We start from the raw sequence: 23,826 nt of genomic DNA on the forward strand, positions 1-23,826 counted from the left end.
GTTAGAATTTTAGTTCGGTAACTGGCACTCCAAAATAGAGCTCCAATACCTTTATGCGGAAAATATAATCATACTTAGAACGTGCAAGTTCTATCTGTGCGTTATCATAGCGTAATTTACTCTGGCTAAAATCAAAAGCGTTAGTAAGCCCTACATCATACCTGTCTTTTGCATATTGATAAGCTAGCTCTTGCGACTCTACAGCAAGTTTTGCTGCTTCATAACTTTCTTTTGCAGCTTTTGCATCTGTATACGCTTGGTAAACTGCTGTTCTTAAGTTTTGCTCTGCAAGCTCTTTTTGATACTCTGCACGCATCACGTTTACCTTGCTACGCTTTATTTGATTTTTTGTACTCCATCCATTAAAAACAGGCACTCGCAAAGATAAACCATAAGAGATACCATCATTAAGATATAACTGCTCTATAAATGGTAGAGGGCCTATCTCATTGCCTCCTATAATATTAGGCGTTAAGCTGGTTACCACATCTCCTGTAGCACCTACTACTCCTATAGGGTTACCAGAATCTATAACTGGATCATCTGGATCAAGAATCGTATTGAAACCACTTGCTCTGTTAGACTCTCTAGTATTATAATTAAAAAATGCATCTAGTGTAGGGTATAGCCCAGTCTTGCTTATCTCAAGATCTTTTTGTGCAATCGCCTCATTTTGTTCGGCAATTTTTACGTCGTATCTATTGTCTTTTGCAGAACTTATAAGTACTTCTGGTTGTGTCTCAAGTATACTCTCGCCTTGAACAGTATAATTACCATCTGCGATATCAAAATTTTCAAAATCTGATATATTAAGTAGCTGTGCAAGATTTACAAGTCCTATCGCTATTGAATTCTCGGCAGCAACGATACGTTGTCTTTCGCTTGCATTTGTAGCTCTTATCTCAAGTAAGTCACCTCTAGGTAATACACCTCCGTCTACCAGCTCTTGAGTACGATCTATTTGCTCTTGTGTAACCGCGTTTTGTGTAATTATCACCTTTGCACTTTCCTTTGCAAGTAGTACTTGTAGGTAAGCTACAGCAACATTAAGTGCTACATCATCTTTGAGCTTTGCAATATTATAGTCTGCCGCTATTTTACTAAGCTCTGCTCTATCTAGTACTTTATGATTTCTAAAACCATTAATTAATCGTACTCCTGAGCTTACTCCAAAAGACGAGTTACGTGTTTGTTGTGACTCTAGTACCCCGGTAAGAACGTTTTGCGTAAGACCTGTCTGCCAGCTGTTACTAGCAGTACCATTAAGTGTAGGTAAAAATGCTCCTACGGCATCAGATTTATCTATAGCTGCTGATTCAAGGTCTAGCGTAGTTTGCTGTATGTTGATATTATTCTCTATCGCATACTGCACACATTCTTGAAGAGTCCACTTTCTCTCCTGCCCGAAGGTGGTAAGAGCTAGTAAGGCTGTGATACTAAATAAAATGGCTTTTTTCATAATCTAGATTGATGTCCAATATGACTATTGAAACGGTTATATGTTACAAAAACTGTTAATTATTTTTTTTTGGTATAGGTGTACGCTTTCGCGAAAGCGTAAAAAAGAAACTCCTATCCACTCTTAATCAAGGGGTTTATCCCCTTCCACCAAATCCTGCTGGTGCTTTAAGTTGATTCCAAACTTTGATATTATCATCTGCTGTGATACCGCTCTTTACCTCTACAAAGATGCCATCGCTTACTCCTACTTCTATATCACGACGCTCAAACTCTTGATCTCCCGTAGCCACCTCAACATAAGGTGTTTTTGTTTTTGGGTCGTATTGTACAAGCGCTTCTTTTATAGAGAGTACATCTTCTGCCTTTTCTAAAATAATACTTGCATTTGCACTAAGGCCTGCGCGTATAAAGGTATCGTCATCCTTCTTTGCTAGGGTTCCTTTTATTTCAAATTGTATGGCACCATTTTCGGCAACGCCTTTTGGCGCGATGTAATCTAGCGTAGCATCAAAAACTTTATTTTCTATAGCTCCTACAGTAATCTCAAGTGGCAAATCTTCTTTTATTTTACCCACTTCACTCTCGTCTACCTTACCTTCAAAGATCATCTTTTCAACATCTGCTAGCGTAGCAACTGTAGTACCATCATTAAAGTTATTTGCCTCTATCACCTGGTTACCAGCTTTTACTGGCACGTCCAGAATCATACCTGTAATAGTAGATCGTATTTGAGTAGTTGCTGCGTTACCTAAGCCACTGGTGGTTCCCGTTTTTATAATGTCATAATTTTGAGAAGCGCTACGAAGGTTAACCTGCTCTTGCTTGAGCCTTTGCTCTGCAGCGTTATAGGTGTTTCTAATATTATCAAAATCATTTGCAGAGATAACACCTTTATCAAAAAGCGCTTTCTGTCTGTCATAAATGCTCTTTTGGTTTGCAAGTGCTAGTCTCGCTGTCTCTACGGTAGTTCTTGCTCCTGCAATATTATTTTTTGCATTAGTAAGTGATGATACGTTAGGCACTACATCTATCTGGGCAATAAGGTCACCAGCTTTAATATTATCACCCGCTTCTACATACACCTCTTTGATAATACCAGAAATGTTAGGTTTTATGAGCACTTCTTCTTTTGGGACAATACTTCCCGTCGCAACTGTTTTCTTTACAATTGTACGATTAGTCGCTTGCTCTGTGGTGTATACCACCGGGTCTTGTTTATCTTTTGTATAGATATACCAGATACCTATGGTGAAAAATACTGCGATTAGTACGAGCGTGATTATGGTTCCTGTGCGTTTCATTCTATTATATGATTGGATTGTATTATTCTATTCTTAATGCGTCTATTGGTTTCATTTGTATAGCTCTTGTCGCAGGTATAAAACCAGCGAGCAAACCAGAGATAATGAGTATGGCTAGGGCGATAAAAATTACTGTAATATTTACAGAAGGATTTGCAAAGTTATCTACCTTACCTACTTGGTCTAGTATACTATTCATCACCCATATAAATCCAGCAGCAACTGCAATACCAGCCATACCAGAAATTATAGTGAGTACTAGTGATTCTTGTAATATTTGAGATTTAATCTCCCAAGGTGTTGCACCTAGAGCGCGACGTACTCCTATCTCTTTGGTACGTTCTTTTACTACTATGAGCATAATGTTACTTATACCTATCACTCCAGAAAGCAGTACAAGAGACCCCACGAAGTATCCTACAAAAGTGAGTATTGAGAATAGCCCCATCACTCTCCCAAACTCTTCGGCAAGGTCAAAATGGCCTATGGCTCTTTTATCATCTGGGTGAATAGAGCGCTGTTCCCTCATTGTCGTAAAAACTTGTTCTTTTATACTGGTGATACTTGTACCGTCGTGAGCCGTGATAGCCATCCACCCTACATTATCTGCACGATTAAAAGCCTGCGAAAATGTAGTAAAAGGAACAAAAATTGTATTTGCAGACTCCTCTGCATCTCCACTACTTTTTGGGTCTTTAAATGTCCCTACTACCAAGAAGTTGACACCATTTATTTTAATGTAGGTATTAAGCGGTTCTTCACCTTTGTCATACAACCCCTTAACCACGTCTTCACCTATGACACATATTTTTCTTTTCTCTTCTATATCAGAATAAGAGATGTAGCGACCAGAAGTAATATCTTGTGGTTGCTGTTTTATAAATTCTGGATAATCACCGTAAACGCTATAAGCACCTGTTTTTTCCTTGTAGGTAACATTATTTGCACCATTATAACCTCCTAGCTGATTTCTAGGTGAGATGTATTTTAACTGTGGGTACTTTTCCCGTAAAACATCTACATCTTCTAATTTGAAATTGAAATAACGTCCCTTAGGCAAACCCTTATATGACATCGAGGTTCCTTGTGACCACATAAACATTGAGTTTGTGGCAAAGTCACCAAAATCTGCCGAAACGCCATTCTTCAACCCATTAGTAAGTGCAAGTAATAATACTAAAATAAGTATACCCCAAAACACACCAAATGCCGTAAGCAGGGTTCTAAACCTGTTTGCGTTAAGTGCTTCTAGTATTTCGTTCCAACGATCTTTACTAAACATTATATTCTTTTTTTGCTTTCGCGAAAGCGGTATAGCTCTCCATACTACTCATCTCTTAATGCTTCTATAGGTCTAATATTTGCCGCTCTTCTTGCTGGTATATAACCTGCAAGGGCTCCTGCTACAATAAGAATAATTACTGTTGACATTGCAGTCACAAAATCTACCTGAGGAAACTTGATGAAATCACTATCTATCTGTGGGCCGATTAACTCTAATAACCCAACACCTAAAAACAGCCCTAAGAAGCCAGCTATTGCGGTTATAAAAATAGACTCTTGCAATATCATCCCGATTATAGAGCTTGGTAATGCTCCTAGTGCTTTGCGCACACCTATCTCCTTAGTACGTTCTTTTACAATGATGAGCATTATGTTACTTACACCTACCACGCCTGCTATAATTGTGCCTATACCCACAAACCAGAACACCATACGTATGGTGTCTATGAGGCTATAAATTTTTTGTGCTTCTTCCAGATTATAACGCACACGCACGGCGCTACGATCATCTGGTGAGATTTGATATCTAGACTTAATCTCATCTTCTATACCTTGACTCACTGCTGCCGAAAGTGCTACGGCTTCGTCAAAATTATCAGACATCTTTACTGTAAATGCCATAGACCTTAACTTGTCTCCTGCATTAAAAACGCGTTGTGCCGTGCTGAGTGGTATAAAAATACGAGACTCCTCACGCTCTCCTCCAGGGTCTGTAAAGACTCCTGCTACGAGAAAGTTTATACCCATAATTTTTATTGTTGCTCCTACTGCTTGTTCTGTTTTAAAAAGGTCATTTTTTACCTTTTGGCCTATAATGGCAACTTTAACACCTTCTTCTTCATCCTTCTGAGTCAAGAACCTCCCTGCAGATAGTCCAGCATTCTCAATAAACTGCTGTCCGTAGTTTGCGCCTTCTATTCTATAATTACCAGTTTCGTTGCCATAGTTAACAAGTCCTCCCCAGATATTGTATAAACCAGTTTGATGTTCTATTGCTTCGCCAAATTTTTGATCTACATTTTCTAAATCACTATTGTGCATCTGGATACGACGGCCAGGATTGAGACCTGCGTACTCTTTTGTAGTAACACCTGTCCATACATTTACTCGGCTCTCTGCATCTTGAGCAAATTGTGTTTTTACTCCTTTCTGAATACCCGTACTAAAACCTAGAAGAATGACTAATATAAAAATACCCGAAGCTACAGATAGCCCAGTGAGAAAGGTGCGAAGCTTGTTCTTACCTATAGTTTCAAATATTTCTTGCCAGCGCTCTACATCAAACATGTAAACTTGCTTTTACTTGATTTACAACAGAGTCATCTATGATACGACCGTCTTTTAGATTTACAATGCGCTTAGTCATCTCTGCAATATCTGGTTCGTGTGTTACCACAAGTATGGTCTTACCCTCATCATTTATACCTTGTATGAGGTCCATTACTTCGTAAGAAGTTTTTGTATCGAGTGCTCCCGTAGGCTCATCTGCCAGTAGTACTTTTGGGTCACTTGCTAGTGCTCTCGCGATGGCAACTCTTTGTTTTTGACCTCCAGACATCTCACTAGGCAGGTGTGTTGCCCATTGTGCAAGACCTACCTTTTCTAGGTAATGCATAGCTCTATCTGTGCGCTCTGCGCGCTTCATACCTTGGTAATAAAGCGGCATAGAGACATTATCTAACGCATTTTTATAATTGATAAGATTAAATGACTGAAAAATGAAACCTAGAAATTTGTTTCTATACTGTGCGGCAACCTTTTCATTAAGATTTTTTATAGGAACATTATCCAGGTTATATGTTCCCTCATCTGCCTCATCTAGCATACCTAGAATATTAAGCAAAGTTGATTTACCAGATCCTGAAGAACCCATAATAGAAACTAACTCACCCTCTTTTACAGAAAAATTTATTCCCTTTAGAACGTGAAGCGAGTTGCTCCCCATTTGATATGATTTATGAAGATCTTTTATTTCTATCATAGTCAGCACTTTATGACAATATAGACAGATAATCTGTCACTAATTGTGAAATTCTTGTTAAGACTACTTCGGGTTGTTTTGGTTAGTCGTCGGTAGTGTATAGCATTATAGACTATTAAGGTGATTATGTGTTACAGTTGAAATTGTTAGGGTTTTGTTAAAATGAAACCCTACCTAAGATATAAACGTAGATTCAATAATTAACAACCAAACATTCTGAAACAAAAGCAACACATATCAAAATCATTAACCGCATTAACATTGTGCATTGCAGTGATATGTTTTGTCTCTTCAACAAAAGATGCTTTCATACAACTCACCCACACTATTGAGCACGCTATAGCACAAAGCGCACACCACGGTGCTCACCATCATAACGAGCACTCTAATCTGAAAGTAAATAATACTCAACACAACCATCAAAGCATCGACTTACTCGTCAAGCTATTTGACACAGATTTAGACAAGGAGGCTCCTCAAAAAAAAGAAAATTATAATACAGATAAGAGATTATCTATCTCTGGATATACAACACCTTCAAATCTACAAGCTCATACTAAAAAAGACAATTACTACTATCTTTTAAAACCATATACTTCTATACGATGGTTGCCTTTTGAGCCTCCACAAGCATAAATTACCTTTTATCAAGCTTATCTCTAAACCCACTCGGGACTAGGGAAGCTATATGCCATTCTCAAAATTCAATTATCAAATTATATTATATGAAATTCCTTATTGGAGCATTTGCTATGCTCTTTATTATCCCGTTATACGGGCAATCTATAACAGGTGTCGTGTTAGACACTAACTCGTCTCCTCTAGAAGATGTAAACATATTTAATAAAACCTCTGGACAACATAGTCATACTAACACTACAGGTTATTTTGCCATACCTAATACAAAAAAAGGCGACTCGTTATACTTCTCACGCATAGGTCACGAGACCCTGCTTGAAGTAATAAAAGATCAACAAACGTCGTTGCAAGTAATACTAACACCCTCATCGGTCTCTTTAGATCAAATTGTGATAGTTTCTGAAGTAGATCAACTAAGTCGCATTGTTGATATAGATGTAAAAAACAACCCTGTTAAGTCCTCACAAGAGATTTTAAGGAAAGTGCCTGGCCTCATTATAGGTCAACACGCCGGTGGTGGTAAGGCAGAACAGATATTTTTACGAGGTTTTGATATAGATCACGGTACAGATCTCGCGCTTAGCGTAGATGGACTGCCCGTAAATATGGTATCTCACGCTCACGGCCAAGGGTACTCAGATCTACACTTTGTCATACCAGAAACTATAAATAATATAGAATTTGGCAAAGGACCTTTTACTGCAAGTCAAGGTAATTTTGCAACAGCTGGATATATTGATTTGAAGCTAAAAGATGTTTTAGAAAAAAACCAAGTCACGCTAGAAGTTGGCCAGTTTAATACGCAACGCTTTACTGGTTTATTTCCTGTTATCAATAGTGATTATAATTCTCTATACCTAGCCTCTGAAGTTTATCTTACAGATGGACCTGTAAACTCACCTCAAAACTTCAACCGTATTAACCTTATGAGTAAGTACGTTTATGACCGCCCTGGTGAAGAAAAGCTAGACCTCACTGTATCGCACTTCCAAAGTAAATGGGACGCTTCTGGACAAATACCACAGCGCGCTGTAGATGCAGGGTTAATAGACCGTTTTGGAGCTATAGATGACACAGAGGGTGGCAACACAAGCCGTAGTAATGTGTCACTAAGCTACACCAAGAACCTAAATGAAAACGACTCGTTTACCACAAATGCTTTTTTATCTAAATATGACTTTGAGTTGTTCTCAAATTTCACCTTCTTTTTAGAAGACCCTATAAACGGAGATCAGATAAAGCAATATGAAGATCGTTTACTAATGGGAGTAAATAGCACCTTTGAGAGAAAAGGGAAAGAACTTGCTAGTTTTGATCTAGATTATCAAGCTGGCGCTGGCTTTAGGTATGATGACGTAAATGATGTTGAATTGTCGCGCACAAAAAATCGTCGTGAGACGCTTGAAAGACTTTCTTATGGCGATGTAGATGAGCTTAATGCGTTTGCATTTTTTAATGCCGAGTTTAAAAAAGGTAACTGGAATATTAACCCTTCACTACGTCTTGATTATTTTAAATTTGATTACAATAACAAGCTTAGCCCCGTTTATGACAACCGTAGCGAAAACAAAGTTGCTGTAAGTCCTAAGCTTAATGTAATTTATACACCCTCTACTACCTTTCAATATTTCTTAAAGACAGGTGTAGGTTTTCACTCTAATGACACACGTGTCGTTGTGGCAAATGAAGGGGAAGATATATTACCCGCTGCTTATGGTATTGACATAGGTACAATCATAAAACCTGCGAGCAGGCTAGTGGTAAATGCAGCGCTATGGAGTCTTTTTCTAGATCAAGAATTTGTGTATGTAGGTGATGCAGGTATTGTAGAACCTAGCGGTCGCTCTCGTAGAGTGGGTGTTGAGCTTGGGGCTCGCTACCAGTTTAACGACTGGCTATATGCTTACTCAGATGTAAATTACACCTATGCTAGGAGTACAGATGAGCCAGACGGAGCAGATTTAATTCCTCTCGCACCAGATTTTACAGCTGTAGGTGGTATTAATGTAGATAACCTAGGAGCCTTTTCGGGTTCTCTTGCGTATAGATATATAGATGACAGGGCTGCAAATGAAGACAACTCTATTATTGCAGAGGGTTACTTTATTACAGATATGAACCTTAATTATAAAGTAAACAACTGGACTTATGGAATCATTATAGAAAACCTATTTGACACAGAGTGGAATGAAACACAATTTGCAACAGAAAGTAGACTTTTTAACGAGCCAGATCCTGTAGAAGAGATTCATTTTACACCAGGTACTCCTTTCTTTATAAGAGGAAAAATAGCTGTGACTTTTTAGAATCACTAAAACACATTTTTTTAAGGGCGATTTATATAATCGCCCTTTTTTATGGGTTTTATATACGCTTTCGCGAAAGCGTAACAAAAAAAATCTCCCGATAAACACGGGAGATTTTTCTAATATCTTAATCTACAAATAACAATTATCCTTCAAAATCACCGTCATCATCACCACCACCGCGGTTACCTCTTGATCGTTGTTTTTTCTGATTAAAACGGTATGTAAATGCTAGGTTAAACGAACGCACTCTAAACTGAAACTCACTATCACTTACAAAGGAATCTGTTTGAGTAAGTGACTGTCTTTTACTTGAGTTAAAAACGTCATTTACATTAAAAGCTATAGTAGCATTATCATTAAGAATATCTTTACTAAAAGCTAGATTGGTAAATAAGAATCCTTCAGTTTCTGTTTGAGCATTGTTTCGTGGCCCTCTATAAAACACATTAGTTTGCCAGTCTATTTTATACGGTAATGTCACTTTTGCACTACCCCTTGTAAAGAAACTAAAGTTACTTGCCCCATAATCTACACCATTAAACTCACCCTCTGTTTCAAATAAAAATGCGTTTGCACTAAAGTTAAGACGTAACCATTTTTTTGGGTTATAAAGAACGCCCATCTCCGCTCCATATCGCTGGTTTGTGCTCAAGTTAATAGGCAGGGTTCTAATAATAGGAATTCCGTTTGCCGTGACTAGTCCTGTATCTTCTTGTATACGCTCAAAAGAGTCTGTCTCATACTGATAATAGATAGATGAAGTAAGTGTCACTTTATCCCATCTTTTTAAATATCCTATGTCATATGCACTTGCAAATGATGGTACGAGATCTGGATTACCTTGAAAAATGTTTGCCTCACTAGAACGTGATGGGAAAGGGTTTATAAAACGCCCTCTAGGTCTATTTATCCTTCTATTATAACCTAGTGTAAGGTTCTCACGATCGTTAAACTCATAGGTTAAGTTAAGTGTAGGAAATAAACCATCTGTTTTATTATCAAAATCAAGATTAGTACCCAGATCGCTATCTTCTACAACAGCATCTACAGCTCCTTGCTGTCTTGTGTTCTCATAACGCAGACCAGCTAAAAATGAAAAGTCTCCAAATTTATTACCATACTGTGTGTATATAGCGTGTACATCTTCTTTATAGGTAAAGATATTAGAAAGACCATCATCACGTATAAAAGCGCCGCCGGCTTCTTCTTGTTCTAGTAGTGTATAATCTGTAACTGTTTCTTCAAAATTACCTCTGTAACCAAACTCAAACTGAGCATTCTCACCTATAGGTCTTACATAGTCTACTTGTGCAAGGTACTCTGTTTGATCTTCTATTTGAGTAATATCTTCTGCAGGAAGGGTTACATCCATTGGGAAGGTATTAAACTCCGTAATGGTAGAAAGTTCTGTTTCTTCATTTACTGCATATTGAAATGCAGAGGTAAGCTCGTGACCGCTCTCATCAAACTTTGTAATAGAGTTTAAAGATAACTGGTATGTCTTATCATCTTCTACCTCGCGCTCTAGACGTGTTCTAGAGATAGCAAGGTCACCGTTTGTATCAAACTCATCTGTAAAGTTATCTGTTCCAGAGGAGTTATCACTTAGTCTTAAAAATCCGCTAGCGGTAACAGAAGTCTTTTCTGTCAAGAAGTATTCTATCCCTAGGTTAGTGTTGAAACCACCACGGTTTCTATCAAATTCTCTTGTTTCTTCTATAAGAGGATTTGTCACATCATCAGAAAGGAATCTGTTTTCAAAAAATGCATTACCCGGCGATGTACGTTTACTATAGCCCGTTGTATTAAAGATATTAAACTTATCTGTACGTAGGTTTATATTACCCGTGATGCCATAACGTTCTGGATCACCCACGTTAGTTTGTATAGATCCATTAAGACCTAGTGTTTTCTCTTTTCTTAGTATGATATTAAGTATACCTGCCGTACCCTCTGCATCATAACGTGCAGATGGTGATGTGATTACTTCTACACGCTCAATAGCATCTGCCGGAAGCTGGCTCAATGCATCTACAGAGCCAAAACCTGCAATAGCAGATGGGCGACCATTAATAAGGATACGCACGTTTTCATTACCACGTAGCGCGATTGCCCCATCTACATCTACCGTCACAGAAGGCACATTACTCAAAGCGTCACTTACCGTGGCACCACTTGTAGTAAGATCTTTACCTATATTATATATTTTTTTATCTAGTCTTACCTGCACCTCTGTAGTTTCGGCACGTACAATTACTTCATCTAGTGATTGTGAATCTATTGCTAGTGCTTGTGTAGGTAGCGTTGTACTTTTAAATAGTTTTTGACCAAGTAGAACTTTGGTCTCAAAAGAGATAAACTCAAATTTTACATCATATACTCCAGCAGCTACTTCAATGCTATAATTTCCGTTTGGGTCTGTGATTCCTCCAGTAACAACTTTGCCTTCACTATTTGTAAATGATACAGTTGCATACTCTAGTGGCACGTTAGTATCTGCCTCTAGTACTTTACCAGTGATAGTTACATCTGGTCTTCCTCCCTCTGGTCTCTGTGCAAACACTAGCGTAGTAAATGCAAGTAAAGTGAGGGTAAATAAATATTTCATCTCTTTGATAATTTGGTTCTGTTATGAGACACGCAAATTACGGCTGGGTTTAGTCCAGTTATACTAAGGTTTTGTTAAAGAATAAAACCTTATCACAAAAGATGAAAATATAAGGAGAGAACTAGTGATTATTCCTCTACCTCATTCTGAGAAGGGACCTTCTTTTTTGACTTATAAATAAAGTAAAATACGCCTCCTACTAAGATGTACGGTATTACCATTAGATACTTGATACCGTTGTTTATTCCCTTTGCAGTACTATTATCTTCTTCAGACTCAAGAACGGCGCGACACATTGCACACTGTGTGGTTGAGGCAGTGGTGGTTGCTTGTAAGTCCGCTTTCGCGAAAGCGCAACAAAAAACAATTACAATAGTGATGTACTTAATATATTTCATCTAGTGCACGTAGTATGGAGATATCATAAGGTAAACGATCACGCCGGTTATGGCAACATATAACCATATAGGGTAAGTGATGCGAGCAAGTTTTTTATGCTTATCAAATCGCTCTGCAAGCGCACGAACATACGTAAATAGCACAAGCGGAATGATAATGATAGATAGTGCGATGTGTGTGATAAGTATAAAGAAGTATACATATCTTATAAAACCTTCACCACCGTATGATGTAGAGTCTGACGTCATATGGTATGCCACATACATTAAAAGAAAAAGTACAGACAGACCTATGGCAGTCTTCATTAATCGCTCGTGTGTTGCTCTGTTACCATTTTTTATAGCTCTTACTGCAAGAATAAGTACAAGTGCCGTAAGCCCGTTAATACCAGCGTAGATAGGTGGTAAGAAGGTAAGTGGCTCTACATCTAGTCCAAAATCTTTGAGCTTGATGGTAAAAAGCACAGCGACAGCTACGGGTATCACTACAGAGAGTATAATAATCCAGTTTCTGTATTTCTTTTCGGTGGGGTTTTGGGTACTCATACTATTTTAATAATTTATTTATGTCTTCTATTAAGATATCTACTTCTGATGTTTCGCCTCCTTCTGGAACAACTTTGTCCATAGGCACAAAACCACGGTAATATGGCTTTGGGTTTCCATAAGGATCCAGTCTAGATCTTATAAAACCGTTTTGATCTACAAGTGCAAAAAGTCCTGAGTGATATAAATCTGTCTCATCTCCTTCTTCATTTGTTGCTAGGTAAAACCCTTCATTAGACAGCTTGCGTATCACAGATCTATCACCTGTCATAAAATGCCAGTTAGGGTTAGTTACCCCGTAATCTTGTTGATATTGTTTAAGCACCTCTGGCTGGTCGTGCTCTGGATCTATAGAGAATGAGGCAATTCCGAAATCATCACGACCTTCAAACTTCTTTGCTATAGCTTGCAGGTTATGACTCATAGGGATACAGATATCTGTACACCTTGTAAAGAAAAACTCCACTAGATATACTTTACCCTTATAATCTGCATTGCTTATGGTATCGTTATCTTGATTTACAAACTTAAAAGGAGGCACTTTACGATCTACACCATTTTGAGTAATATACACAAGACCATCTGGTGCTTCTTCTATAGGCACACCACCTTGTTGGTGCATTCTTCCGCCGCGAGATACATCATCATTTGCGAGGCGCTTGTATATTTTTGGGATTACAATAATTCCAAAAATTAATACGATGGCCGCAATGCCTATGTAGGTGTTTTTTCTCATTGGTTTTAAAAATCTATAAACGACTGTTAATCTCTGCGTTGTTCTATCTTAGGACTCGCATTGTTATTTTTCTTAAGCGCTAGTCTATACTCGGCTAGTAATATTTTAATATCATCCTTAAGGTATCCCATCTCTACAGCTTGCGTAAAATCATAGCCATAAGCATTTGCTTTTTTGTCTTCGTGACCAGAGCGTAGTGATAATGCTTTATCAATCAAGAACACATTAGGGTGACCACCATCACTCATCATAGATAAACCTGTGTCAAGTGATTTAAAATGTGCTGCCGTTTGCTCCTTTGTTGCCACTACAAAACGCATTTTTGAGGTGTCAAAAATACGAGCAAGCTCTGTTTTAAGAGCCTCTACCACCTCCTCACTGCCTTTATTTACAAAGAGTACCATTTGAAAATCATCATACCTCTCAAAGTATTTAAAGATCATCAAATTAAGGTTTGCGGTATATCCTTCATTTTGCATTAAACCATCACCTAGATAACCTACCAGTGTGATATGGTTATTTAATGTGAGTGGTACCTCTGCCGTTTGCACAACTTTATATTCTTGACTTGCATAACGGCTTACATCTTCCACCTTTTCTGTAACAAGTGGCAAGTTTGCAAAGTTATACACTCCAGATGCAAAGAAGAGGTAAGCAACTATAGGTAAGACAAAAAGCGATACCAGAACGAGTTTCTTTTTCATAATTACAAAGATAAATCCCAGACGGGAATCGAGCGAGGTATTCTTTTCAATTTTTGTGAAATAACGCTTTCGCGAAAGCGGAATTAAAACGCATAAAAAAAGCGACCCGAAAGTCGCTTTATAAATACTGTTTAATTCTTAAAAATCCCAACTCTGGAAACCGTTGTTGTAAACCTCAAAGATGTAATCTCCTTCTGTAAGTAGTATAAATACTAAGTAGCAAATAAGGAATATACCTGTCCAAACTACAGCTCTTCTTAATCCCTTAACCTCATCACGCATATGCATAAAGTCCCAAGTGATATAGTAAGCCTTAACTATAGTAAGTATAATGAAGATCCAGTTAAGAAGCTTCATTCTTATAAATGTAGTTTCTATTAAGAATTCTGGCTTATAGATACCTAGTACAACTTCTACAGCTGTTACTAAGGTTAAAAATATAAGTACACCCCAGATTTTCTGAATGTTATTTTTGAACTTTAAAGTTCCTCTAAATATTGCAAGTTTATGTTCGTGTGCCATAATATATAACTGTCTGCGTGGTAAATTAAACTAGGTAGAAGAATGTAAATACAAATACCCATACAAGGTCTACAAAGTGCCAGTATAACCCAACCTTTTCAACCATCTCATAGTGTCCTCTTCTCTCGTAAGTACCTAACACCACATTAAAGAAAATAATGATATTAATTAGTACCCCAGAAAATACGTGGAAACCGTGAAAACCTGTAATAAAGAAAAAGAAATCTGCAAATAGTGGCGCTCCATACTCATTGTGTATAAGGTTTGCTCCTTCTACTACTTGCTTACCGTCTTTGCTAAGCTTAGCAAGTGACGCTTCTCTAGAGAGTACTGTTTTCTCACCATCTTCTGTAAGTGTTTGTATACGTATAAGTGCATTAGGCGTAGCAGCAAATCCTGCTTTTACCTCCTCTATAGAGTACGTTGTAGGTGTAGCCTCTTGATCATACCAGATACCGTTTTTACCTAAGTGCTGCTCACGCTCGCTAGCCTGCTCAATAGCAAAATCTGCAAGGGCAAGGCGGTTACCTTCTGTATCTACAAACTGAAGGATTTTACCACCCTTAGTTTCTACGGCACCATAATCTCCTTTTATAAAAGTTGCCCACTCCCATCCTTGTGATCCCACGAAGATAATACCTCCTATAATCGTTAAGAACATATAGAATGCTACACTCTTATGCTTTAAGTGATGACCTGCATCTACAGCAAGTACCATAGTTACAGAAGACATAATTAAAACAAATGTCATAAAGGCAACATAGATCATAGGGAAGTTACCGTGTACAAAAGGTACGTGGGTAAAAACCTCATCTGCTATAGGCCAAGCATCAATAAATTTAAATCTTGAAAAACCGTAAGCCGCAAGAAACCCAGAAAAGGTTAATGCATCAGATACGATAAAAAACCACATCATTAGTTTTCCGTAGCTTGCTCTTAGTGGTTGATTTCCACCACTCCAAGTTCCTTCCTCAGAGTTATTATGTGTCACAGTCGTGTCCATTCGTAAGAATTGGTTAATTTAATGGTTGCAAAAATAAGTATTTTCTATTCGGAATTCAACACTCAGACTCCGATTTATAATGGTTTTAGATACGCTTTCGCGAAAGCGTTCTCACAATCTCTATTTTGTCACAAAGAGTAATACAAATAAAAAGACCCATAAAATGTCTAAAAAGTGCCAAAACGTGACTCCCAGCGACAATCCTAAATGGCTCTCTGCCGAATACTTACCTCTTAAATGATTGATAATTACAACCAAAAGAGCAATAAACCCAGCTACTACGTGTGCGATGTGAACCGCTATAATTAAAAATAAAAATGTCGTGGTAATATTACTAGAAGCTCCTGTAAAATAAAAGCCTTGCTCTTGAAATGATGCAAAACCAGCAAATTGTGAAGCCACAAAACCTAAGCCTAGTAAAAAAGTAATTAATAAGAGCGCCGTACCCTGACTCTTCTTATTATTAATTATCGCATTTTTTGCTAAATGTATGGTCACACTACTTATCACAATAAGCACTGTAGATATGATAAGTGCTTGCGGAAAATCATAAGTTTCTAGCCAGTCGCGACGTTCCATACTTACAATGTAAGCACTTGTAAGCCCTCCAAAGGTCATACATAAACTTATTATTCCAAACCAGAGCATTTGCTTTTTTGCACGCTCTTCTTTTAATCGTTCTCCTCCTTGGGTATAATCCATCTATCTTAAAAATTTATCTACAACAAAAACAATTTGAAGTAGTGTAATATACGTTACACTTGAAAGCATTAGTCGTTTGGCTGTTTTTGCATCTCTGTTCTGGTACAATTTTATTGCCCAGTACAGCATAAATAATCCCAGAGCACCCACTACAATAGCAGATATAGGTGATAAAAATAAATCTCCCGTTACCCCAAAGGCAGGGACAAGTGAGATAAGCACCGTCCAGACTGTGTATAGTACAATCTGTAAGGCCGTACCCTTATCACGTTTTCCCGTAGGTAACATAGCAAAGCCTCCTTTTTTATAGTCATCAAAAAGAAACCACCCTATTGCCCAAAAGTGAGGAAATTGCCAGAAAAACTGTATCATAAACAGTGTACCTGGCTCAATACCAAAATCATTTGTCGCAGCTACCCATCCCAGCATATACGGTATCGCACCTGGAAAGGCTCCTACAAAAACAGATAATGGTGTTTTAGTCTTAAGTGGCGTGTATAATAGTACATACATAAAAATAGAAATCCCACCAAACATTGCTGTCTGTGGGTTTATGTACCATAACGTACCAAGACCTAATATGGTAAATACAATTGCTATAGCAAGCGCCGTACTTACAGACATACGCCCAGAGGCTACGGGTCTGTTTTTAGTACGATCCATAAGTGCATCAAGATCTCGTTCTAGCACTTGGTTATAAGCATTAGACGCGCCTACCATAAAATAACCACCTACAGATAAGAGTGCCACTACAAGCCAGTCTATAGTATCTGCCGCAAGAAAGTAACCAGCAACACTAGAAAAGACAACACTTATAGATAAGCGCATCTTTGTGATTTCCTTAAAATCGTACCAAGCCGAATAGGTATTTGTATGTACTGCAACGTCGCTCAAAGGCTGTAGTTTTTGCTTTATTTTTTGTCGTGCAAAGATACCTCACAAAAGCAATCTGTACAACTCATAAAAAATGAAAGCTTTACACAAGGGATTGTTAAAATTGCGCTTTCGCGAAAGCGTAATTAATAACTTGCGACTACAAACAAAAATAGACTCACAATTATGAAATATCTTACGCTCTCGCTTGCCCTTTTACTCACAACGATAAGTGCCGCTCAAGGGCGCTTTGATAATGTAGAAATTACCGTACAAGAAGTGTCAGACCACATCTATATGCTACAAGGTGCTGGCGGAAACATAGGCATATCTACCGGAGTAGATGGTGTATTTATGATAGATGACCAGTTTGCCCCGCTTAGTGATAAAATTACCGCAGCTATAAAAACCATCTCAACACATCCTGTAAAATTTCTTGTAAACACACACTTTCACGGTGATCACAGTGGTGGTAATGCAAATTTTGAGGCAGCCGGCGCAATGATTGTTGCACACGATAATGTGCGTAAAAGACTATCAGAAAATGAAAATACTGCAAATGCAGGACTACCCGTAATCACCTTTAGTGAAGATGCAACCTTCTATCAAAATGGAGAAGATGTGTTTTTAACACACGTGCACAATGCACATACAGATGGTGATGCTTTAGTTTATTTTGCACAGAGCAACGTACTTCACACAGGCGACACATTCTTTAACGGGCGATTCCCCTTTATAGATATAAACAGAGGCGGGAGCATAGCAGGTGATATTGCCGCTGCAAAAAAAGGATTAATGCTCATAAATGATGACACAAAAATCATCCCTGGTCACGGGGCACTCGCAACAAAGGCAGACTACCAGAAATATCACGATATGCTCGTTACTGTATATACTGAAGTTAAAAAAGCTGCTCAAAACAATGTATCTTTAGAAGAAGTTACTGCAATGGAGTCTATAACAAGCTCATTTTTTACAGATACAGAAACAGCAAAAGATTTTATCTCTGGACCAAAATTTAGAAGCACAGTTTACAAAAGCATTTTGCAAGAGTTAGAAACGAATGAAAACTAAACGCATATGAGCTCAGAAATACACATCAAATCCATAAGGCCTTTTATAGGCTCAAAAGACTTTAAAACCTCAAGTGCCTTTTACAAAACCATTGGATTTGAAGAACGTATGATCTCTCCAGATATGACACTGTTTACAAGAGAAGACTTTGGCTTTTATTTACAAGATGCCTATGTAAAAGACTGGGTAGATAACACAATGCTCTTTTTAGAAGTAATACAGCTTGATGAGTATCTCTCACACCTACAATCTTTACAACTTAGTGAGCGATTTAAAAATATAAAGCTCTCTAGTATTGTAAATAATGACTGGGGACGCGAGTTCTTTTTACACGACCCCTCAGGTATACTATGGCACATAGGTAATTTTAAGTAAGATCAATCTACTAGATACTCCATAGAGTCATACACGAGACTCGATAAGGCATAAGCAGTTTCTTTCTTTTTATACTTTAGACCTATAAGCTGAGCGCCTTGATAACCTTTGCTAGCGTCTATGGCTATGCGAGAAGCATCCTCTTCTGAGATGACTAGGCAGAGCTTACCACAAAAAGCATCTCCATATGCACTCACGACAAGATACACTTGACCAAAAATCTCTTCCCTCATCTCATAGTAGTAATCTACATCTGGGCTTTCTTTTATAAGTCTATACAGCTCTGCTTGATACGCTTTGCTAGAGTAAATATTTGAGGCAAGTATTGGGTTGCGTTGTGTATTATGACACTCCTTTTTTTGAGCACAAGAGACAAGAAGCACAGCGACAACCACCCAGAGAAGGTTGGTTTTGGATAACATAGCACAATGGATTGATAAAGTAGTTTCTCGCCTTTACAAATAACGAGCACTCTTATTCAAATAGTATGTACTATCTATTTATCTAGTAATCGTAATACCAGTTAAAGAGATCTGTTCTAAAACCTACATTAAACCATAGTGTTTTAGTATCAATTCCAAGTGGCGCTTCTTGAACATCTGCCGTTTGAGAGCGATATATTGGGTTTACATATACTTTTAAATTTGTTGCAGGGTTTATGAGATACCCTAGCTCCAGATCGCCATACACACTAGTTACCTTATTTCCTTGAAAAAATGCAATCCCGTTATCTGAAGGTCTATTCTCATCATTACCATAAATGCTACCTCCATAATACACCTCGTTTATATCACCTATCTCAACTCCACGAGCACCTACAATAAGCTTTGCAGTTCCATACCAGCGATCACGCTCATATCTAGCGACACCTATGAGCTCCTTAAAGTTTGCGCCCCATTGGTGTGCTAGTGACTGGTTAGTGTGACCATAATTGAGCTGTATCTCATTATTAGAGTACACATATGGTCTCACTTGATTATACTCACCCTGTAGTGTAAGATTTTTAATTCCAAAGGCATCATAATACTTTGCTCCTAGCTGAAAACCTTGCTTATTTTTATAACTCTGGCTACCATTAAAAACATCTCCCGCCGAAAATTCGTCAATTACAATCTGCCCGTACACGTTTACTCGGTCATTTACCTTGTATTTACCTGTGAGCCCTATAAGTGCATTTCCTCCTCTTGATCCTGTAGAAAACTCAATGGCTCTGTAAAAAATTACTGGGTTTAAGAAATTAAAATCAAAACCTCTACCATTTTCATTTTCCCATATTACAGACTCAAAGAGACCTACGTTTAATCGTTTTGAGACATTCCAGCTTAGATAGTGATTACTCATATACTTTGTGCGGAAAGCACCATCTGCAGTTACCTCTGGTCGCACATCACGCAGCGAGGTCCACGTATTTGTATACTTAAACTTCCAGAATGTAGTATTGAGTTTTAAGTAAGGAAAATAACTGGCATTATCACTAAGTAACAATGATCTATACCCATCTCCTATAAATTGCTTACCGTGCCCTAGCTGTATATTAAAATACTTAGACGGTGTGTATGACACATACCCCTCTGCAACCGGGTAATCAAGATCGCCATTTGTGCCCTCCTTTGCAATACCTCTTCCCGGTATAACTGCTGGGTTTCCTCCATCTGGTCTTAATGACCTAGCTATGGCGTCAAAATATCTTGGGAACCGCCCTTGACTCTCATACACGGCTGCAAAGAAATTTATCTTCTTACCAAGCCCTCCTTGCACGTAAACAGCCCTGGTGTTGTTATAAGTAAAGTCATTAATTTTTGCATCGTCAGTTTCATAACCTAGTTGTAAATCTGCTGCAGGGTCTAGAGTGATCCAGTAATCTTCACCTTGTATTTGAACCATATGCTCGTTAGACCACTTTCTCCCAAACCACGTAGACTTCTCCTTAAGCAGTGCATCTTTCTTCTCTTTAAAATTATAATATGGGTTTACCGTGTTATATAAAAAAGGCTTGCTTGCCGTATGTGCATTTGTCCCCACAAGATTAAGCTCTTGGTCAAACCTACTATATACTTGATGTGAGAAAGGTATGTTTAGCCCACTCGTATATTCATTTTGATCATCAAACTTGAGGTTTTTAATGCGGTCATACTCTTGCTGCATAGGATTTACGGTTTCTTTTTCCGCTTTCGCGAAAGCGGAATTACCACCATCCTCCACTATCATCGTATCCACAACATTTCTATCTAGTGGTAATAAAACAGGCATTGTAAACTGCAGGTACGTAGGCTCTCCATTATAGGTAGCCGGAGCAACTTGAGGCAGCGTCTCAAAAACATCCTGAGCAGCGGTTTTAAGCTCTGGATACATCGCATCTGTATAGAGCAACTTAAAATCACCAGTTTTAGTAACCTCAAAAAGGATTACCATTTTACCTTGAAAGTTATCTTGACTCACCACAGCTGGCACCTCAAAATTGTCAAGTATATGCTGTATAAACTTCTCATTGAAACAATCTTGCAGTTGTGCAACACCTACGGTCTTACAGCCTGGAAAAACAGGATATTTTTCAAAATCACTAGTCGTAACTTGAGCTGTTATAGTAGTTGCTATAAAAGAGACAAAAAGAAGGAGGTATTTATGCATAATAAGCCGTGATGTTTGCAGCCGAAAGATAGGGTTTATTGCACAAAAAATCCCGTCACCTTAGGTAACGGGATTCTTAACGTAAATTAATTCATTTAGTCTCTGATTTCAAAGATTATAGGTAATGAGAATAAGACAGCTACATCTTTCCCTCCCTGCTTACCAGGAGTCATATCTGGTAATAATCTTGCTACTCGCAACGCTTCCTTCTCTAGTTTAGGGTGCGGGGCCTTTGCCATTACATCTACCACTTTACCAAACTTATCTATCTTAAAGTTTACGTAAATACGGTTTACACCCTCTAGACCTAAGCCCTCTCCTCTTTCGGCTCTAAACTTTTTAGTGACAAATTTTGAGATGTTTGCACTCATACAGTCACGGCGCTCGTCATTATCACTAAGACCTTCACAACCTGGAAAAAGCGGAACGGTCTCAATAGCAACAAAGGGAACCGTCTCCGGCTCAACAGGCTCCTCTACCTCTTTAACACTACCCGGTTCTACCATTTCTGTATCGTCTGGCTCTGAGTCTGATGTAAGATCTTCTACTAAGTCATTTACATCATCTTCTTGCTTTTTGATATTGTCAAGCACTTTCGGTTCTTGCTGCTTTTTAGGCTGTACCTTTTTCTTGACTTTTACCTCCTTCTTCTCTACCCGGACTTCACCTATCGTATAGACTTCGTCATAACTTTCGGTAGGCTCAACTACTGCAAAATCCTTTTCTACAGTGCGCATTTCTATAAAGAAGATGGATGCGAGAAGTGCTAAGATTAACCCAATTTGAAAATGAAGCGTGGGATTTCTTCGTAAATTTGCCTCGTGTTTACGGCTTGATGTGTACGTGCTGTTTTGGCGAACAGTCGTACCTTCTTTGGAATTTTCCATAAGATATGGTTTTAAAAATGTTGAACAATTCTTAAAACGAATCAAGAAGTAAGCCAAACTAAGAGATCACCTAGCGGTGGTCTCTTTTTTTTGACACAAAAAAAACTGCCTCATTGCTGAGGCAGTTTTTATATAAATTAAGTCGTATGGACTAGTCTTCTACTTTAAATGTAATAGGTAGAGAGTATAATACTCCTACTGGCTTACCACGTTGCTTACCTGGTGTCATTTTAGGCAACAATCTAATTACACGCTCTGCTTCTGTTTGAAGTCTAGGGTGCGGTGCACGTGAACGTATGTTTGTAATGTTTCCTTTTTTATCAATCTTGAAACTCACAAAGATTCTGTTTATTCCAGAAAGACCAAGGTCACTTCCTAACTCAGTATTAAACTTCTTATTTACAAGTTTACTTACCTTTTCAGACATACACTTTTTACGCTGGTCGTTGTTCTTCATAGACTCACAACCAGGGAAGATAGGCACGTTTTCAATAACTGCAAATGGTACATCTGCAATTTCTTCTTCTTCTTCTACTACCTCTACTTCTTCTACTTCAACGATTTCCTCTTCGGCATCTGTCTCTGTAGACTCAATTACGGTTTCCTCTATTTCTTCTTCATCTTCTACAACCTCGATAATTTCCGGCGCTGGTGGCGGCGGTGGTGGAGGTGGTGGTGGAGGCGTATTTAACTCCGTGATTGGAATTTCTTCGTCATCAAGATCATCAAGATCTAACTGCCCTATATCAACAGCAGCGTTGTCATACGTTTTCCACTCTATAGTGATATACGTAAGTGCTAGAACTGCGATGAGTCCTAACTGAAAAAAGAGCACACTCCTTTTACGAAGATCTGCTTTTGGATTTTTCTTGGGTTCCATAATTAATGTATTAAGTAGATAGCTAAAATAGCAAAATTATTATCACTATAGAAATTAATATCGCGTATTTAACGCTTTAAATTTCTTAAAAAACAAAGCAAAGCACAAACATCCAGAAAGGACACCTATGGTATTTGCAAGCACATCCCAGCCATCTGGTTGTCTATAAATGGTTAAGCTCCCTTGCATCACCTCAATCACTATGCCGTAACCTATTAAAATTAAAGCGATAATGAGATAGGTCTTAAGCTGTGTACTCTTTTTTACTGTTATTTTCTTATACATAAAGTAAAACAACAACCAGAGTACGGCAAGACCAAAATAAGCTCCTGCGTGCAGGAGCTTATCAAAGTTAGTTACTTTAGGAACTACGTCAACAGGCTTAATAAGTGAGCCTATAGTTAATAGTATTGTATAAAGAGTAGCAACAACTCCTATAATTTTACCCACCGATGAGCTCTCCATAAGCTTCTGCACTTAAAAGCTCTTCTATTTCAGAAGCATCAGAAAACTTAATTTTTATCATCCAGCCAGCTCCATATGCATCACTGTTTACTGTCTCTGGTTCATCTTCAAGACCTTCATTAAAAGCGACTATCTCTCCAGAAAGTGGCAAGAAAAGGTCAGAAACTGTTTTTACAGCTTCTACTGTTCCAAAAACTTCATCTTTATCTAAGGTCTCGTCAAGAGTTTCTACCTCAACGTATACGATGTCACCTAACTCTCCTTGAGCAAAATCTGTGATTCCTACTACGGCTACATCTCCTTCTATACGTACCCACTCGTGGTCCTTTGTATATTTCAACTCTGCTGGTATATTCATTTCTTGGTGGTATTAATTATGTGTTTAAAGTATGCTTACGCGAAAATAATTATAATCTTTTATTAAATATAAATTATATAGCATCTAGCTTT

The 23,826-nt window shown here is 38.1% G+C and carries 24 protein-coding genes; 4 read left to right on the forward strand and 20 right to left on the reverse strand.

Translation table 11 applies throughout. The features are described from left to right. Position 1: 1 nt before the first annotated feature. The 5 genes from ABVM49_RS02345 to ABVM49_RS02365 form a co-directional block, all read right to left on the reverse strand. Positions 2 to 1,459: a TolC family protein gene (locus tag ABVM49_RS02345; protein ID WP_405202860.1), complete on the reverse strand. Its 1,458-nt coding sequence runs from the start codon at positions 1,457 to 1,459 to the stop codon at positions 2 to 4. Between the two features lie 136 nt (positions 1,460 to 1,595). Then, entirely contained in the window at positions 1,596 to 2,762 is a 1,167-nt protein-coding gene (locus ABVM49_RS02350; RefSeq protein WP_405202861.1) for an efflux RND transporter periplasmic adaptor subunit, read from the reverse strand. A 22-nt stretch (positions 2,763 to 2,784) separates the two neighbouring features. Beyond that, positions 2,785 to 4,044 (reverse strand): ABC transporter permease, encoded by a 1,260-nt coding sequence (locus tag ABVM49_RS02355; RefSeq protein ID WP_035327236.1) that lies wholly within the window; start codon positions 4,042 to 4,044, stop codon positions 2,785 to 2,787. Positions 4,045 to 4,088: 44 nt separating this feature from the next. After that, complete coding sequence (locus ABVM49_RS02360) at positions 4,089 to 5,333, reverse strand: ABC transporter permease (protein ID WP_035327234.1); 1,245 nt, start codon at positions 5,331 to 5,333, stop codon at positions 4,089 to 4,091. After that, positions 5,326 to 6,027, reverse strand: coding sequence for an ABC transporter ATP-binding protein (locus ABVM49_RS02365; protein WP_405202862.1), 702 nt, complete (start codon positions 6,025 to 6,027; stop codon positions 5,326 to 5,328). The genes ABVM49_RS02360 and ABVM49_RS02365 overlap by 8 nt, the downstream gene beginning before the upstream one ends. 261 nt (positions 6,028 to 6,288) lie before the next feature. Here ABVM49_RS02365 and ABVM49_RS02370 point away from each other — a divergent pair, with 261 nt between their 5' ends. After that, a complete protein-coding gene (locus tag ABVM49_RS02370) occupies positions 6,289 to 6,663 on the forward strand; it encodes a hypothetical protein (RefSeq protein ID WP_405202863.1) in 375 nt (124 codons plus the stop codon). An 89-nt stretch (positions 6,664 to 6,752) separates the two neighbouring features. Beyond that, a complete protein-coding gene (locus tag ABVM49_RS02375; protein WP_405202864.1) occupies positions 6,753 to 8,972 on the forward strand; it encodes a TonB-dependent receptor in 2,220 nt (739 codons plus the stop codon). A 145-nt stretch (positions 8,973 to 9,117) separates the two neighbouring features. Here the strand turns inward: ABVM49_RS02375 and ABVM49_RS02380 are convergent, their stop codons facing one another. The 9 genes from ABVM49_RS02380 to cyoE form a co-directional block, all read right to left on the reverse strand. Further along, complete coding sequence (locus ABVM49_RS02380; RefSeq protein WP_405202865.1) at positions 9,118 to 11,583, reverse strand: outer membrane beta-barrel protein; 2,466 nt, start codon at positions 11,581 to 11,583, stop codon at positions 9,118 to 9,120. A 128-nt stretch (positions 11,584 to 11,711) separates the two neighbouring features. Further along, positions 11,712 to 11,981, reverse strand: a complete 270-nt coding sequence (locus ABVM49_RS02385; protein WP_405202866.1) for a hypothetical protein — start codon at positions 11,979 to 11,981, stop codon at positions 11,712 to 11,714. Further along, a complete protein-coding gene (locus ABVM49_RS02390) occupies positions 11,982 to 12,527 on the reverse strand; it encodes a DUF420 domain-containing protein (RefSeq protein ID WP_035327222.1) in 546 nt (181 codons plus the stop codon). 1 nt (position 12,528) lies between these two features. Then, positions 12,529 to 13,263, reverse strand: coding sequence for an SCO family protein (locus ABVM49_RS02395; RefSeq protein WP_405202867.1), 735 nt, complete (start codon positions 13,261 to 13,263; stop codon positions 12,529 to 12,531). A gap of 26 nt (positions 13,264 to 13,289) precedes the next feature. Further along, the gene (locus tag ABVM49_RS02400) at positions 13,290 to 13,967 is read right to left on the reverse strand and encodes a hypothetical protein (RefSeq protein ID WP_380033821.1); all 678 of its coding nucleotides are present in this window, start codon (positions 13,965 to 13,967) and stop codon (positions 13,290 to 13,292) included. Between the two features lie 138 nt (positions 13,968 to 14,105). Next, positions 14,106 to 14,489 (reverse strand): cytochrome C oxidase subunit IV family protein, encoded by a 384-nt coding sequence (locus ABVM49_RS02405; protein WP_035327215.1) that lies wholly within the window; start codon positions 14,487 to 14,489, stop codon positions 14,106 to 14,108. A 25-nt stretch (positions 14,490 to 14,514) separates the two neighbouring features. After that, positions 14,515 to 15,492 (reverse strand): cytochrome c oxidase subunit 3, encoded by a 978-nt coding sequence (locus ABVM49_RS02410; protein WP_405202868.1) that lies wholly within the window; start codon positions 15,490 to 15,492, stop codon positions 14,515 to 14,517. Between the two features lie 120 nt (positions 15,493 to 15,612). Continuing rightward, positions 15,613 to 16,194: a heme-copper oxidase subunit III gene (locus ABVM49_RS02415; protein ID WP_405202869.1), complete on the reverse strand. Its 582-nt coding sequence runs from the start codon at positions 16,192 to 16,194 to the stop codon at positions 15,613 to 15,615. Beyond that, a complete protein-coding gene (gene cyoE / locus ABVM49_RS02420) occupies positions 16,195 to 17,088 on the reverse strand; it encodes a heme o synthase (RefSeq protein WP_380033818.1) in 894 nt (297 codons plus the stop codon). Between the two features lie 165 nt (positions 17,089 to 17,253). On the opposite strand from cyoE, the gene ABVM49_RS02425 reads away from it, so the two are divergent. Continuing rightward, positions 17,254 to 18,141 (forward strand): MBL fold metallo-hydrolase, encoded by an 888-nt coding sequence (locus ABVM49_RS02425; RefSeq protein ID WP_405202870.1) that lies wholly within the window; start codon positions 17,254 to 17,256, stop codon positions 18,139 to 18,141. A gap of 6 nt (positions 18,142 to 18,147) precedes the next feature. Further along, on the forward strand, positions 18,148 to 18,516 hold the full coding sequence (locus ABVM49_RS02430; protein WP_405202871.1) for a glyoxalase: 369 nt from the start codon (positions 18,148 to 18,150) through the stop codon (positions 18,514 to 18,516). 2 nt (positions 18,517 to 18,518) lie between these two features. On the opposite strand, the gene ABVM49_RS02435 is transcribed toward ABVM49_RS02430, so the two are convergent. The 6 genes from ABVM49_RS02435 to gcvH form a co-directional block, all read right to left on the reverse strand. Continuing rightward, the gene (locus ABVM49_RS02435; protein WP_405202872.1) at positions 18,519 to 18,938 is read right to left on the reverse strand and encodes a hypothetical protein; all 420 of its coding nucleotides are present in this window, start codon (positions 18,936 to 18,938) and stop codon (positions 18,519 to 18,521) included. Between the two features lie 82 nt (positions 18,939 to 19,020). Then, positions 19,021 to 21,144, reverse strand: coding sequence for a gliding motility protein RemB (locus ABVM49_RS02440; protein WP_405202873.1), 2,124 nt, complete (start codon positions 21,142 to 21,144; stop codon positions 19,021 to 19,023). A 95-nt stretch (positions 21,145 to 21,239) separates the two neighbouring features. Continuing rightward, on the reverse strand, positions 21,240 to 22,031 hold the full coding sequence (locus ABVM49_RS02445; protein ID WP_405202874.1) for an energy transducer TonB: 792 nt from the start codon (positions 22,029 to 22,031) through the stop codon (positions 21,240 to 21,242). Positions 22,032 to 22,182: 151 nt separating this feature from the next. After that, positions 22,183 to 22,911, reverse strand: coding sequence for an energy transducer TonB (locus tag ABVM49_RS02450; protein WP_035327197.1), 729 nt, complete (start codon positions 22,909 to 22,911; stop codon positions 22,183 to 22,185). 54 nt (positions 22,912 to 22,965) lie between these two features. Next, positions 22,966 to 23,376: a VanZ family protein gene (locus ABVM49_RS02455; protein WP_405202875.1), complete on the reverse strand. Its 411-nt coding sequence runs from the start codon at positions 23,374 to 23,376 to the stop codon at positions 22,966 to 22,968. Further along, complete coding sequence (gene gcvH / locus ABVM49_RS02460) at positions 23,354 to 23,734, reverse strand: glycine cleavage system protein GcvH (protein WP_038599116.1); 381 nt, start codon at positions 23,732 to 23,734, stop codon at positions 23,354 to 23,356. The genes ABVM49_RS02455 and gcvH overlap by 23 nt, the downstream gene beginning before the upstream one ends. Positions 23,735 to 23,826 lie beyond the last annotated feature (92 nt).

The sequence above is a fragment of the Dokdonia sp. LLG6352-1 genome (assembly GCF_045055815.1).
GTDB lineage: Bacteria > Bacteroidota > Bacteroidia > Flavobacteriales > Flavobacteriaceae > Dokdonia > Dokdonia donghaensis.

Coding starts and splice junctions, on each gene's coding strand:
- ABVM49_RS02345 (WP_405202860.1), bottom strand. CDS start 1,459: ATGAAAAAAGCCATTTTATTTAGTATCACAGCCTTACTAGCTCTTACC.
- ABVM49_RS02350 (WP_405202861.1), bottom strand. CDS start 2,762: ATGAAACGCACAGGAACCATAATCACGCTCGTACTAATCGCAGTATTT.
- ABVM49_RS02355 (WP_035327236.1), bottom strand. CDS start 4,044: ATGTTTAGTAAAGATCGTTGGAACGAAATACTAGAAGCACTTAACGCA.
- ABVM49_RS02360 (WP_035327234.1), bottom strand. CDS start 5,333: ATGTTTGATGTAGAGCGCTGGCAAGAAATATTTGAAACTATAGGTAAG.
- ABVM49_RS02365 (WP_405202862.1), bottom strand. CDS start 6,027: ATGATAGAAATAAAAGATCTTCATAAATCATATCAAATGGGGAGCAAC.
- ABVM49_RS02375 (WP_405202864.1), top strand. CDS start 6,753: ATGAAATTCCTTATTGGAGCATTTGCTATGCTCTTTATTATCCCGTTA.
- ABVM49_RS02380 (WP_405202865.1), bottom strand. CDS start 11,583: ATGAAATATTTATTTACCCTCACTTTACTTGCATTTACTACGCTAGTG.
- ABVM49_RS02385 (WP_405202866.1), bottom strand. CDS start 11,981: ATGAAATATATTAAGTACATCACTATTGTAATTGTTTTTTGTTGCGCT.
- ABVM49_RS02390 (WP_035327222.1), bottom strand. CDS start 12,527: ATGAGTACCCAAAACCCCACCGAAAAGAAATACAGAAACTGGATTATT.
- ABVM49_RS02395 (WP_405202867.1), bottom strand. CDS start 13,263: ATGAGAAAAAACACCTACATAGGCATTGCGGCCATCGTATTAATTTTT.
- ABVM49_RS02400 (WP_380033821.1), bottom strand. CDS start 13,967: ATGAAAAAGAAACTCGTTCTGGTATCGCTTTTTGTCTTACCTATAGTT.
- ABVM49_RS02405 (WP_035327215.1), bottom strand. CDS start 14,489: ATGGCACACGAACATAAACTTGCAATATTTAGAGGAACTTTAAAGTTC.
- ABVM49_RS02410 (WP_405202868.1), bottom strand. CDS start 15,492: ATGGACACGACTGTGACACATAATAACTCTGAGGAAGGAACTTGGAGT.
- ABVM49_RS02415 (WP_405202869.1), bottom strand. CDS start 16,194: ATGGATTATACCCAAGGAGGAGAACGATTAAAAGAAGAGCGTGCAAAA.
- ABVM49_RS02425 (WP_405202870.1), top strand. CDS start 17,254: ATGAAATATCTTACGCTCTCGCTTGCCCTTTTACTCACAACGATAAGT.
- ABVM49_RS02430 (WP_405202871.1), top strand. CDS start 18,148: ATGAGCTCAGAAATACACATCAAATCCATAAGGCCTTTTATAGGCTCA.
- ABVM49_RS02435 (WP_405202872.1), bottom strand. CDS start 18,938: ATGTTATCCAAAACCAACCTTCTCTGGGTGGTTGTCGCTGTGCTTCTT.
- ABVM49_RS02440 (WP_405202873.1), bottom strand. CDS start 21,144: ATGCATAAATACCTCCTTCTTTTTGTCTCTTTTATAGCAACTACTATA.
- ABVM49_RS02445 (WP_405202874.1), bottom strand. CDS start 22,031: ATGGAAAATTCCAAAGAAGGTACGACTGTTCGCCAAAACAGCACGTAC.
- ABVM49_RS02450 (WP_035327197.1), bottom strand. CDS start 22,911: ATGGAACCCAAGAAAAATCCAAAAGCAGATCTTCGTAAAAGGAGTGTG.
- ABVM49_RS02455 (WP_405202875.1), bottom strand. CDS start 23,376: ATGGAGAGCTCATCGGTGGGTAAAATTATAGGAGTTGTTGCTACTCTT.
- gcvH (WP_038599116.1), bottom strand. CDS start 23,734: ATGAATATACCAGCAGAGTTGAAATATACAAAGGACCACGAGTGGGTA.